This window comes from Pedobacter fastidiosus (assembly GCF_014306625.1).
In the GTDB taxonomy this organism is placed as follows: domain Bacteria; phylum Bacteroidota; class Bacteroidia; order Sphingobacteriales; family Sphingobacteriaceae; genus Pedobacter; species Pedobacter fastidiosus.
In genome coordinates this window covers 55,196-68,860 of the sequence record NZ_JACRYL010000017.1, presented here as the reverse complement: position 1 = coordinate 68,860, position 13,665 = coordinate 55,196, and the positions used below count along the sequence as shown (strand labels likewise).

At 38.0% G+C, this 13,665-nt stretch carries 11 protein-coding genes; all 11 read right to left on the bottom strand.

The features are described from left to right. Positions 1–13: 13 nt before the first annotated feature. Positions 14–1,411 (bottom strand): UDP-N-acetylmuramoyl-L-alanine--D-glutamate ligase, encoded by a 1,398-nt coding sequence (gene murD / locus H7U22_RS17485; protein WP_187072634.1) that lies wholly within the window; start codon positions 1,409–1,411, stop codon positions 14–16. 12 nt (positions 1,412–1,423) lie between these two features. Beyond that, complete coding sequence (mraY, locus tag H7U22_RS17480; RefSeq protein ID WP_187072633.1) at positions 1,424–2,671, bottom strand: phospho-N-acetylmuramoyl-pentapeptide-transferase; 1,248 nt, start codon at positions 2,669–2,671, stop codon at positions 1,424–1,426. After that, positions 2,671–4,128: a UDP-N-acetylmuramoyl-L-alanyl-D-glutamate--2,6-diaminopimelate ligase gene (locus H7U22_RS17475; protein ID WP_187072632.1), complete on the bottom strand. Its 1,458-nt coding sequence runs from the start codon at positions 4,126–4,128 to the stop codon at positions 2,671–2,673. Before H7U22_RS17475 ends, mraY begins: the two co-directional genes overlap by 1 nt. Before the next feature lie 88 nt (positions 4,129–4,216). Continuing rightward, complete coding sequence (locus H7U22_RS17470) at positions 4,217–6,316, bottom strand: penicillin-binding protein (protein ID WP_187072631.1); 2,100 nt, start codon at positions 6,314–6,316, stop codon at positions 4,217–4,219. Then, positions 6,306–6,728, bottom strand: a complete 423-nt coding sequence (locus H7U22_RS17465; RefSeq protein WP_187072630.1) for an FtsL-like putative cell division protein — start codon at positions 6,726–6,728, stop codon at positions 6,306–6,308. Before H7U22_RS17465 ends, H7U22_RS17470 begins: the two co-directional genes overlap by 11 nt. Further along, positions 6,725–7,630, bottom strand: a complete 906-nt coding sequence (gene rsmH / locus H7U22_RS17460) for a 16S rRNA (cytosine(1402)-N(4))-methyltransferase RsmH (protein WP_187072629.1) — start codon at positions 7,628–7,630, stop codon at positions 6,725–6,727. The genes H7U22_RS17465 and rsmH overlap by 4 nt, the downstream gene beginning before the upstream one ends. Further along, on the bottom strand, positions 7,620–8,087 hold the full coding sequence (gene mraZ / locus H7U22_RS17455; RefSeq protein ID WP_187072628.1) for a division/cell wall cluster transcriptional repressor MraZ: 468 nt from the start codon (positions 8,085–8,087) through the stop codon (positions 7,620–7,622). The genes rsmH and mraZ overlap by 11 nt, the downstream gene beginning before the upstream one ends. A 300-nt stretch (positions 8,088–8,387) precedes the next feature. Then, the gene (locus H7U22_RS17450) at positions 8,388–9,581 is read right to left on the bottom strand and encodes a phosphoglycerate kinase (RefSeq protein WP_187072627.1); all 1,194 of its coding nucleotides are present in this window, start codon (positions 9,579–9,581) and stop codon (positions 8,388–8,390) included. A gap of 12 nt (positions 9,582–9,593) precedes the next feature. Next, positions 9,594–10,025 carry a GNAT family N-acetyltransferase gene (locus H7U22_RS17445; protein WP_187072626.1) on the bottom strand — a complete coding sequence of 144 codons (432 nt, stop codon included), beginning with the start codon at positions 10,023–10,025 and terminating at the stop codon, positions 9,594–9,596. Between the two features lie 86 nt (positions 10,026–10,111). After that, a complete protein-coding gene (gene gap / locus H7U22_RS17440; protein WP_187072625.1) occupies positions 10,112–11,104 on the bottom strand; it encodes a type I glyceraldehyde-3-phosphate dehydrogenase in 993 nt (330 codons plus the stop codon). 142 nt (positions 11,105–11,246) lie between these two features. Continuing rightward, on the bottom strand, positions 11,247–12,368 hold the full coding sequence (locus tag H7U22_RS17435; RefSeq protein ID WP_248284781.1) for an MraY family glycosyltransferase: 1,122 nt from the start codon (positions 12,366–12,368) through the stop codon (positions 11,247–11,249). Between the last annotated feature and the right edge of the window lie 1,297 nt (positions 12,369–13,665).

Genomic DNA, 13,665 nt, shown 5'->3' with positions numbered 1-13,665 from the left:
TTATGCCTCCTATTTATAATTCTCTAACTGCCGCTTTAAACTGATTTCCGCGGTCTTCATAATTTTTGAACAAATCGAAACTTGCACATGCAGGCGATAATAATACTGCATCACCACGCTTGGCTAAGTGAAAAGCAATTTGAGCCGCTTCATCTGCCGAAAATGTATTTACTATAATTTCCACATCATCTTCAAAAGCATCGTGAATGCGTTTGTTATCTCTACCCAAACAAACAATTGCTTTAACCTTACTTTTAACCAAATCCTTAAGCATGTTGTAATCGTTTCCTTTATCAACACCACCCATAATCAGAACTACATCGCTTGTCATACTTTCCAAAGCATACCAAGTAGAGTTTACGTTAGTTGCTTTACTGTCGTTAATAAAATCTATTCCAGAAATTTTGGCCACATGCTCTAACCTGTGCTCAATATTTTTGAAATTCCCCATACTCTCGCGGATGGTTTCATTTCTTAGCTCTAAAACTTTCGCTACAATGCCCGAAGCCATAGAATTGTAAATGTTGTGCTTGCCTTGTAGGGCTAAATCTGAAATAGACATGGTTAGTACGTTATTTGGTTCTGTAAGGATGTGGATAGTATTGTTCTCTAAATAAGCGCCTTGATCAACAGTTTTAACGATTGAAAAAGGATAGGTTTTAGCTAAGGGCTTAATATTTTCTAGTGCTTTTAAGCTTTCTTCATCATCTGCGCAGTAAATGAAAACATCATTTTCAGTTTGATTTTGAATAATGCGCATTTTCGATGCAGCGTAATTTTCTAATTTATAATCGTATCGATCTAAATGATCTGGTGTAATGTTCAGTAAAACTGAAATGTCTGCTTTAAACTCAAACATATCATCGAGCATAAAACTTGAAATTTCCAACACATACCAATCGTAATCTTCTTTGGCCACTTGGGCAGCAAAGCTTTGTCCGATGTTGCCAGCCAAACCCACATTTATACCTGCATTTTTTAAGATGTGGTAGGTTAGCAAACTCGTTGTCGATTTTCCGTTCGATCCGGTAATGCAAACTGTTTTAGCTTTTGTATAACGCTTTGCAAATTCAATCTCCGAAATCACCGTAATACCTTTATCAATCAACTTTTTAATAATTGGGGCAGTTGATGGAATTCCTGGGCTTTTAATTATTTCTGTAGCATTAAGAATATTATCTTCTGTATGCTTTTCTGATTCAAAAGGAATTGCAAGCTTTTCCAAAATCGATTTGTACTTATCGGTAATTACACCAAAATCAGACACAAAAACATCAAATCCTTTCTGTTGAGCTAACATTGCTGCACCAACTCCACTTTCTCCGGCACCCAATATTACCACACGGCCCGGCCCTGTCAATCCTGACTTAGCGCTATTGTTTGGGTTTTGTGTAGTGTTATTGGTGTTCATTTTATTTTATTGTTATCTTAACTTTAAGGTTACTACAGTGATAATGGCGAGCATGATTCCGATAATCCAGAAACGGGTTACAATTTTTGCTTCATGGTATCCCTTTTTCTGATAATGATGATGAAGTGGCGACATGAGGAAAATCCGCCGTCCTTCTCCAAACTTCCTCTTGGAATATTTGAAATAGGATACCTGCATAATCACAGAAACTAGCTCAATTAAAAACACTCCGCATAAAACCGGAATTAGCAATTCTTTTCTAATCATGATGGCAAATGCCGCTATGATTCCGCCGATGGCCAAACTTCCTGTATCGCCCATAAAAACCTGAGCCGGATATGAATTGTACCACAGAAAACCAACACATGCTCCAACAAAAGCCCCGGCAAAAATCATCAGCTCCCCCGAATTCGGGATATACATAATGTTTAAGTAATCGGCCATTACCGTATTACCAGACACATAAGCTAAAATACCAAGCGTTGTACCGATAACAGCAGAGGTGCCTGTGGCTAATCCATCTATTCCATCGGTAATATTTGCACCGTTAGAAACGGCCGTGATTATAAATACAGTAAAAGCCAAGAATATGATGAATGCATATTTTTGATAATCATCGCCCAAAAACTTCAGCACTTTCGCATAATCGAACTCATTGTTCTTATAAAAAGGCATATTTGTTTTGGTCGATTTTACATCTTGCGTATAATAAAAGGTTTCTCCTTTTTGGCGTAAAACCATAGGAACGGATGAGGTATTTTTAACATTATCCTGAACGGTTTCTCTTACTACAATATTTGGATTGTAATACATGGTCCAACCGATAATTAAACCTAAACCAACCTGACCAACAACTTTAAAACGACCCGCTAATCCTTCCTTGTTTTTCTTGAATACTTTGATATAATCGTCTAAGAAACCAATTGCACCCATCCAAATGGTGGTTACAATCATTAAGATTACGTAAACGTTGGTGATGTTTGCAAAAAGAATTGTCGGAATCAAAATCCCGAGCAAAATCATGATTCCACCCATTGTTGGTGTACCTTGTTTTTGCATTTGTCCTTCTAAACCCAAATTTCTTACGGTTTCGCCAACTTGCATTTTGTGCAAGAAATCTATAATTCTACGACCATAAACCGTTGTAATAATTAAGGATAAAATGATAGAAATAGACGCACGAAATGTGATGTACTGGAACAACCTTAATCCAGGAATGTCATAATGCTTATGTAGGTATTCGAATAATAAATATAACATTAGCTGTTCGGGTTTAATTGTTCAAGTAAAATTTCTTTATCATCAAAATGACTGCGTACTCCATTAATTTCCTGATATTTCTCATGACCTTTTCCGGCAATAAGAATAATATCTCCGCTCTGCGCTAAGTGGCAGGCCGTTTTTATGGCTTCCTTTCTATCCAAAATGGATATCGTTTTACGTTTATTTGTTGGCGAAACTCCAGCTTCCATTTCGTTAATAATGGTCTGCGGATCTTCAGTTCTAGGGTTATCAGAAGTTAAGATTACTTTATCACTCCAATCGCAGGCAACCTGCGCCATAATTGGGCGTTTGGTTTTATCTCTATCTCCTCCGCAACCGATAACGGTAATTACCTGTTCAGTTCCTTTTCTGATGTTTGCAATGGTGCTCAATACGTTTTGAACGGCATCTGGCGTATGAGCATAATCTACAATTCCGATTATTTTTTCTGATGAAACAAAGTAATCGAATCGACCTTCAGCCCCTGATAAACGACTTAAAAGGGTTAAGACTTTAAGCTTATCCTGCTCTAATAAAATGGCTGTTCCATAAACGGCCAATAAGTTATATGCATTAAAAGAACCAACCAATTTGAAATAGACATCTTCATTATCGATATCTAAATGCAAACCGCTAAATTGGTTTTCGATAATTTTGGCTTTAAAATCTGCAATCTGCTTAAGCGCATAAGTTTTTTTATACGCTTTAGTATTCTGCAACATTACTGCCCCATTCTTATCATCGATGTTGGTTAAGGCAAAAGCGTTTTTAGGCAATCCATCAAAAAAAGCTTTTTTAGCTTTTAAATAGCTATCGAAAGTTTTATGGAAATCTAAATGATCATGTGTAAGGTTTGAAAACACACCACCAGAAAACGTTAATCCTTCTATGCGATGTTGCGAAACTGCATGCGAACTCACTTCCATAAAACAATAATCACAACCAGCATCAACCATATCTTTCAACAATTGATTTAATACTATTGGATTTGGAGTAGTATGCGTTGCCGGAACAACAACTTCGTTTATGTAATTTTCTACCGTGGATAATAAGCCTGTTTTGTAACCTAAATCTCTAAACAGCTTATAAAGAATAGTTGCAATTGTAGTTTTACCATTTGTACCCGTTATGCCGATTAATTTTAAATCAGCCGAAGGATTACCAAAATAGTTGCCTGCCATTATACCAAGCGCTACAGAAGTATTTTCTACTTTGACGTAGGTTATCGTAAAATCTTCAATTTCTGGAAGGTTTTCACAAATGATTACTCCAGCACCCTGAGCTATAGTTTGTTCTATAAATTGATGGCCATCTGCCTGTGTTCCAACTACAGCAAAGAAAACATCATCTTTGGTTACCTTACGCGAATCAAAGTTTAGGGTGTTTATTTCCCTATCGGTTTTACCAACCAATTCTTTAATTGTTACGCCATAAAGTAATTCCTGTAATTGCATTTTTAGTATTAAGTATCGAGTATTAAGTATCTAGACTTTTCCTCTGTTATAACATTGCCCTCGGACTTTCAGACTTCGGACTCTTTTTCTAATTCAGTTCTATTTGTACGCCTAATCCTTTTCCAACTTTTGTTCCTGCCAGGATAGATTGGCTGATTACTTTTCCTGAACCCACGGCTTTGGTTTTCAAACCTGCGTTTCCTAAAAGATAAAGCGCATCTTTCAATCCCATTCCGGCAACATTTGGCATAACCCCTTTGCGTTCGTTATTTTCCTGAAAAACAGTGCCTGCACTCGTATCAATGGTATTATAGTATTCGGATTTTGAAGCAAAAAGAGGCTTAAACCCAAACGCTTTATAAACTTTTTGTGTGGCTTTGCTTTGTCCGGCTTTAGTTGGTGGATTACCCGTATTGCCAACTAAGCGAGTTGGTACATCATCGTACATTTGCATATCACTTGCGTAAATCCGGTCGGCGATTTCTCTAAAAACAGGACCCGAAACCAATGCACCGTAATAAGCGCCTTTAGGATCATTGATTACAACAATCATTGAATATTTGGGTTTATCTGCAGGGAAATACCCAACAAAAGAAGCTTGATATTGCTTATTGGCCTTATAACCCTTATTTGCATCAGCAACTTGAGCTGTACCCGTTTTACCTGCAATTTTGTAAAGCGGATTATAAACAACCTGTTTACCACTTCCTTCCGTTACTACCCCTTCGAGCATGTTTTTAATTTTGCTTAAAGTTTTATCAGAACAGATTTTATCGTTGATTACTCTAGCCTGAAACTGCTCGATTGGATTGCCCAATCTTCTAATCTCTTTTACAAAAATTGGCGCAATGTATTTTCCATTATTCGCAACTGCATTGTAAAACGAAAGCATCTTTAATGGCGTAAGTTGCATTTCATAACCATAAGCCATTTGAGGCAAAGTCATATTCTTATTCCAACTTTTATTTTTAGGCGTTTTAACCACTGGCTGTGCTTCACCTGGAATTTGTAAACCTAATTTTTCGTTTAGATGCCAATCGTACAAATGATCTGTAAATTTCGATTGATCATCGCGATAGCCGTTATTAACTAAGTAAGCAACAGCTGCATTTGATGATTGCTCGAAAGCTTTTTTTACTGTAACTACACCGATACTTCCGTGAGAATCTTTAATTAAGTGACCGGGAATTTGATAGTTGCCAGTTGCAACCATAGTTCCTGTATCCACAATTTTATCTTCTAGCAAGGCCATGTAAGAAGCCAGTTTAAAAGTTGAACCCGGATCTTGATTACCCGCAATTGCGTAATTGAACTTCTCTTTATATACACCTTCTTCTACCTTTGAGAAATTGGCAACCGCTCTGATTTCGCCTGTTGCAACTTCCATAACGATAACGGCACCATGATCGGCCTGACTTTTAATCAATTGCTTTTCTAAAGCACTTTGGGCCAAATCCTGCATGTTAATATCAATGGTAGAAATAATATCGGCTCCATCTTTCGGTGCAACCTCAGCTTCTTCATTTACGGGAATGTAAACACCACCAGCAATACGCTGCATTAATCTTTTACCAGTTTCGCCATTAATGTATTCGTTATATGCACCTTCTAAACCCACACCATTTTTTACGTTTTCATTTTTGTAACCAATGGTACGAGCAGCCAATGCTTGGAAAGGAAGTATGCGTTTGTTTTGTTGTACAGCGATTAAACCACCACTGAATTTACCAATATTGTAAAGTGGAAAAGTTCTAATTGTTTTTAAATCTGCATAACCAACCTTACGATGAATTAATAAGTAACGAGCACTGTCTTGGCGGCCAACGCGTAAATATCTTGCGTATTCTTTTGGGGTTTTATCTCCAAAAAGCTGAGCCAATTTTATGCCCAATGAATCTACTTTCTCGTTAAAGACTTTATCATCCGCAATACCACCGGCAAACATATCCATCCGCAACTCATATTCTGGAACTGAAGTAGCCAAAAGACTTCCATCATTAGAATAGATGTTACCACGGGTGGCCTCAACGTTTACATAACGCGTAGAAAGGCTATCTGCCATAGCTTTCCACTTATGCCCCTGTACAAATTGCACCTGACCAAGACGGACAAATACCGCCAAAGCAAAAAGCACAATTAAGCCAAATGCCAGATATACACGAAGCAAGATGTTTGCTCTAATATTCATCGCTTTTAACAATTATTTTTTTTGGTGGTTCAATTAATTCTTTAATTCCTAGGGTATCTACCTTTTTGGCTACCTCTGTTAATTTACTTTTAAACATGAGGTCGGCTTTTAAAGATTTATACTCCCATCTTAACTCTTTTACTTCTTTATTCAGCTTATCAATTCGGCGTACATTGTTTACCGCAAAGTGGCTGTTGGCAATGTAAACCATTCCTAATAAAGCCAGAAAACACAAAAAAGGCAAGGCATTTGTTGCTGCCTCTTTGGTTACCAATCCATCATTAAAAAGCTTGCTGATGAATGAATTACTATCCATTTTTTCTTCAGCAGTTCTAGGTTTTTTAGGCACAGCTTTTAATTCTGGCTCAGGTCCAATCTCCTCTTCTTCTATATCTTCTCTAAACCTGTTCATATTTTCTCTGCAATCCTTAATTTAGCACTGCGAGCTCTATTATTTTGAGCAATCTCTTCATCAGAAGCGATAATCGCTTTGCGGGTAATTACATTAAATGGCTTCTGTTGGTTTCCGAAGAAATCTTTTTCTACTTCGCCCTGAAACTTACCTTTAGCCATGAAGTTTTTAACCGGTCTATCCTCCAAAGAATGATAAGACATCACAACCAAATGACCACCAGGTTTTAAAACATCGGCCGCCTGTACGAGAAAATCTTCCAATACTTGAATCTCAGCGTTAACCTCAATCCGCAAAGCCTGAAAAACCTGCGCTAAATATTTATTTTCTTTTCCTCTCGGGATATATTCTGAAATGGCTGTTTTGAAACTATCGATATCGGTAAAGGATTTTTCTAAACGAGCGGTAACAATGGCACGAGCCAAAGTCTTAGCATTTTTCACTTCTCCGTAAATACCGAACAACTTATGAAGCTTATCTTCTGAATACGTATTCAAAACCTCAGCAGCTGTTAATTTTCCGTTCGGATCCATACGCATATCCAAATCTGCATTGAAGCGAATGGAAAAACCGCGTTGAGGAACATCAAACTGATGCGAAGAAACGCCCAGATCGGCCAAGATGCCATCCACTTGTTTGAATCCTTTTAAGCGAAGATTATTTTTTAAGAAGCCGAAGTTTTGATCGATGAAAACCAAGCGATCATCAGCAGGGATATTCGCCTGCGCATCAGGATCTTGATCAAAGGCAATCAAAGTTCCTTTTGGCCCCAAGTGTTTTAGTATTTCTCTCGAATGGCCACCGCCACCAAAAGTTACATCAACATAAACGCCATCAGGCTTAATATTTAATCCATCGATGCAAGGCCGCAACATTACAGGGATGTGGTAATTATTCTCCATCTTCCCTCCTATTTTTGCTTCCCATTACTTCCTCCGCTAGATTTGCAAAGTTTTCAGGAACATCATCAAATAAATCTTCGTAAGCTTTTTTATCCCAAACCTCAACTTTATCCAGCTGACAAGCCAAAACCAAATCGGCTCCGATTCCAGCAAACTCAACAAGAGATTTTGGCAAAAGCACTCTGCCCGCAGCATCAAGCGAAAGCTCTGTTGCACCACGCGTAAACGCTCTCAAGAAATCACGATTCTTTTTCTCGTAGATATTCAATTTGTTTAGGTCTACAAGAATTGCATCCCAAACTTTTCTTGGATAAATAACCAGGTTTTTTTCAAATCCACGGTTAATTACCAACCCATCTTTCTCCGCTTCAGGCAATTGTTTCTTAAGCGCAGCAGGCACCATAAGGCGTCCCTTTGCGTCAAGTTTACAATCGAATTCTCCTAAAAGTTGGGTCATAGTGGTGTTTACACTTTTTATGTAGTGTAAAAGTAAATAGTTTTACCACTTTTTACCACTTTTTACCACAAAAAAGTTTTCAACACCTTAATTTTCTTTTTTTCGGTTTAAAAAGATACGCAATATAAACCAAACAGAAAATTAAAAAACCGCTTATTTACTGATAATTAAGGGGTTTACAACAAAATTATGGGTAAGTGTCACGTTCGCCCACATTCCAAAATGCGCTTATAAAAAAACCCCGCAGGTTTTGAAAACCAGCGGGGTTTATGACTAATTTCAGGAATTTAGAGGGGTAAATTAGTCGTTAAGTGCTTTAACACCAGGCAACTCTTTACCTTCCATATATTCTAACAAAGCACCGCCTCCGGTTGATACATAGCTTACTTCATCTTCGAAACCAAATTTCGCAATGGCCGCAGCAGAATCGCCACCACCGATTAGTGAAAATGCACCATTCTCTTTAGTTGCCGCAACAACCGCTTCTGCTACTGCTTTGGTACCAATTTCGAAGTTCTCCATTTCAAAAACACCCATTGGTCCGTTCCACAATAACGTTTTAGAATTTTTGATTACTTCTTGAAATAAAGCGATAGATTTCGGACCGATATCTAAGCCCATCCAATCTGCAGGTATTTGACCCGAGTCTACATCTTTTTTATCTGCATCGTTTGCGAACTTATCTGCAATAACGGTATCGACAGGCAAAATTAACTGAACCCCTTTAGCTTTAGCTTTTTCGATTAATTCTAACGAAAGTTCTTGTTTATCAGCTTCTAGCAAAGAAGTACCTATTTCGCCACCTTGTGCTTTTGCAAAGGTGTAAGCCATACCACCGCCGATAATTAGGTTATCTACTTTATCCAATAATTTCTCAATTAAAAGGATTTTATCCGATACTTTAGCCCCGCCCATAATTGCCGTAAATGGTCTTTCAGGGTGATTTAATATTTTCTCTGCATTTTCAACTTCGCCAGCCATTAAAAAGCCTGCATATTTTGCATCTGGAAAGAACTGAGCGATAATTGAAGTAGAAGCATGAGCCCGGTGAGCGGTACCAAAAGCATCGTTCACGTACACATCGCCTAGTTTCGATAATTTTTCTGCAAAAGCAACATCACCTTTTTCTTCTTCTTTGTAAAAACGAAGATTTTCTAGTAATAAAACATCCCCAGGGTATAAATTTTTAGCTTGACTTACTGCGCTTTCGCCAATACAATCATCTGCAAACTTCACTTCTAAATCCAACATGCGAGAAAGATCGCCAAGAATATGCTTTAGAGAATATTTATCTGTTGGGCCATCTTTTGGGCGACCCAAGTGCGACATTAAAATAACTGAGCCACCATCATTTAATATTTTCTCAATTGTAGGAAGCGCAGCACGCATTCTTTTATCATCGGTAATTTTAAAATCTGCATCTAATGGCACATTAAAATCTACTCTAATTAATGCTTTTTTATCTTTAAAGTTAAACTGGTCAATCGTTTTCATGTTTAATTTTTATTATTTTAAGTTTAATTTCATTTCGTAATGGAAGCCAATTCCGGGAATATCAAATTCGGGCGATTCGTTTATGAAACCCAATTTTTTATAGAATGATGCTGCTGTTGATCGAGCATTGCACCATAAATAATCCGTATTATATTCTTTTAAATATTCTATCGCAAAGTTAACAAGCGCAGCTCCATAACCTTTGCCACCCTCATCAGGGTGTGTTGCCATCCCTCTTAACTGATAACCTTCACCCTCTTCCGGAAAAAAATCATTGCGCATAAAAGTCGCTACAGATTTAATTTCTTCCTCTTTAAAAAAGCCGAGGTGAAAAGTATCGTAAGCAACATCACCATCAAAAATACATTGATCAAATGCCTTACCGTTTCGCAAAACCAAACTTCTTAAGGGAAGAACTTCTTCTGGAAGAATAAATTTGACCATGTTTAATTATTGAATTTTAAATGAGCGCATGATTGATTAACATAAATATCTTAAATTATTTTAATCCCCTCAAACTCTTTATAACCTTATCCTTTTAAGGCTTCGATTTTCTTTACCACATCAATTAACCTACTGCTATAACCATATTCGTTATCGTACCAACCCACCACTTTTACCAAATCGCCAACAATTGACGTGAGCTGGGCATCAAATATACAAGAATGCGGGTTATCTATAATATCAACGGAAACAATTGGATCTTCGGTATACTCCAGAATATTTTTTAACGAATTTTCTGATGCATATTTAAAGGCCAAATTAATCTGTTCTATAGTTGTTTTATTTTTTAAAATGCAGGTAAAATCGGTGAGCGATCCATTTAAAACGGGCACTCGAATTCCAGCTCCTCCTAACCTACCTTCCAACTCTGGAAAGATGTGCGTAATTGCTTTAGCAGCCCCAGTTGTAGTTGGAATAATTGACGAAGATGCTGCTCTTGCCCTGCGCAAATCTTTGTGGTTACTATCGTGAAGATTTTGATCGCCCGTCATGGAGTGAATTGTTGTAATATAGCCCTCTTCCACTCCCCAATTATCATTCAGAATTTTGATCATTGGAGCGATGTTGTTGGTTGTGCAACTGGCATTCGAAATAATCGGGCTGGTTAAATCTATGCGATCATCATTTACGCCCAAAACAACCATCGGAATTTCATCTGCAGCGGGCGCCGAAATGAGCACTTGGCTTGCGCCTGAGGTTAAATGTTTTTCTGCTGCTTCTACGCTAAGATTTTTACCTGTACAATCTATCACCAAATCTACTCTCAAGGCAGACCAAGGCAATTCATCGGCCTCTTTTATGGAAAAAACAGGGATAGATAAATGGCCAATCACCAGCGAATCTGGCATTGCAGAAACCTGATCTGGATAAACGCCATGAACGGTATCGTACTTAAAAAGGTGCGCCATTGTTTTGGCATCGGCAAGATCATTAATTGCGACAACCTCAAAACCCTCGGCCAAAGCCAAGCGTAAAAACGTTCTACCAATCCTACCAAAACCATTAATTGCGAGCCTCATTGTATATAAATTAGAGCGCAAAATTAGCTTTTATTTTCATATTTGAATTATGGGGAGATTGGTTAAATTACAGTTGAAAGTAAATAGATTTAGACAGCTTTATTAAGAGTTGAATGACTGATAGTTATCTGAAAAAATCACATCATAATGAAGACATTGCATTTGCTTTAACCGGTGATAAATTTTTATTTGATTCCTTTTTTGACAGTTGCCATGTAATTACAATATTGAACAACGAACAGACTCCAATTAAGAGAAAAATGAGCAAAAAGTTACCAAGCGTTTGAAGGGCAATTGTACTTGCAATAGTTACCACATTTAAGCTTGCTGTTAGCCAAACAATTTTATTGGGTTTCATGCCCAGCTTCTCTAAACGGTGGTGAATGTGATTACGATCTCCTTTAAATGGTGATTTTCTATTAAATATCCGAATGCAGAAAACCCGAAGTGAATCAAATATAGGAACAATTAAAATAGACACTGCTATTGCCGGAGCGGAGAAAAATGCAGGGTGATTTGTACCTGTAAATTTATTAAGCTCGATGAACTTAATCGCCAAAGCCGCAGATACCAATCCGATGATGAGCGCTCCGGTATCGCCCATGAATATTTTAGCCGGAAACCAATTGTATTTTAAGAAGCCCCCAATTGCCCCCGCTAAGGCAAAGGCGATAAAGGCATAAGGCAATTGGTGCATAATACAAAACAGCACCCCAAAGGTAACTGTGGAAATTATACCGATTACACCTGCTAAACCATCGATTCCATCGATTAAATTAAAAGCATTATTTAAAAAAATGATTAGAATTAAGGAGAATATTCCTCCCCATATCAAATTCATTTCACCTATGGTGAGTACACCGTATAAACTCGTTAATCTGAATCCGCCAAAAAACACTAAAATGGAAGCCACTGTAAGCTGAAGACTGAATTTAGTACTGGTATTGGTGCCATAAACATCATCCTTTAATCCAAGGGCCGTTAACAGAATACAGGATGCAATTAAAAAATTTGCTTCTTTGTAATTGGTTAAGGTTGAAAAAAGCAGAATACTAATGGTGAAGCTGCCAACTATGGCTAATCCGCCTAAGCGGGAAATATTTCTTTTATGATTTTTACGGTGCAGATCATTTCTATCGAATAGATTATATCTTAGCGAGGTGTAGATAACCGAAGGAATACTGAACATAACCATTCCAAAAGCCAATAAAAATATGGCCCCGTAGAAAAGTTCTGGGTTTGTATTTAGGATATCTTTAAGCAACACGGAAATGTTTGCTAACAAATATAAAACTTTCAGGCATAAAAACTTAAGGATGTGCTATAATACAGCTTGACTTAAATCAAAAAATTTTTAGCTAACGGTATGGTTAAGTAAAACCTTAATTATTGCTCGGATTTTCATCATGCCAGAGGCTGGAGAGCAGGGTGCAGAAACTGGGTGCAAAAATAAAACTTTAATGAGAACCCGTCATTCTCGCGCAGGCGGGAATCGTAATGCTTTAAGGATGATTCTATGGGCTTACTGTAAATTTAACCACCCCCGCCCCTCCTAAATTAGGAGCGGAGTTCCCCTCATAGTTTTATAAGCCTGCACCGAGGTTAATTATAAGGCTGGGTTAGTTTGCATTAAAGGTAAAAGTTTTTCTGGATCGGCTCGCCGCCGCCGAGGGGCTCTTTCTTTTCTCTTGATAGAAAAGGTAACCAAAACCGAGCATTTCTGCGAGCTCATGAATACAAATAAAACAACAAACACTAATGAATAACTCAAGGCTTTGTCCTGATGTTGGATAGGAACGTCTAAACTTTTAGGTCAACAGTGGACTAGGTTCAATGAAGGATTGAACTTGCCTCTGTTTTGGATAGTGAGTATTTGAACAGTAGTGCAAAAGTTTAAACGTCCTTTCCTTCCATCATGCCTGAGGCCGGATAGCAGGGTGTAGAAACTGGGTGCTTAACAGAATACTCTCCTAGTCCGTCGTTATTGTGGCAGGCGGGAATCGTAATGCTTTAAGGATGGGAATTTATGGGCTTACTGTAAATTTAACCACCCCCGCCCCTCCTAAATTAGGAGGGGAGTTTCCCTCATAGTTTTATAAGCCTGCACCGAGGTTAATTATAAGGCTGGATTAGCTTGCATTAAAGGTAAAAGTTTTTCTGGATCGGCTCGCCGCCGCCGAGGGGCTCTTTCATTTCTCTTGATAGAAAAGAAACAAAAACCGAGCATTTCTGCGAGCTCATGAATACAATTAAAACAACAACAATAATGAATAAATCAAGGCTTTGTCCTGATGTTGGATAAATTCGTCAAAGCTTTTAGGGCGGCAACGCAAGTACCCGATGAAGGACCGGGCAGGACGCGTTGCCTTAGGACAGTAAATTATGAACGCTGGTACAAAAGCTTTAACGTTTTATACTTCCATCATGCCTGAGGCCGGATAGCAGGGTGTAGAAACTGGTTGCAAAAATAAAACTTTAATGAGAACCCGTCATTCTCGCGTAGGCGGGAATCGTAATGCTTTAAAGATGGGAATTTATGGGCTTACTGTAAATTTAACCAC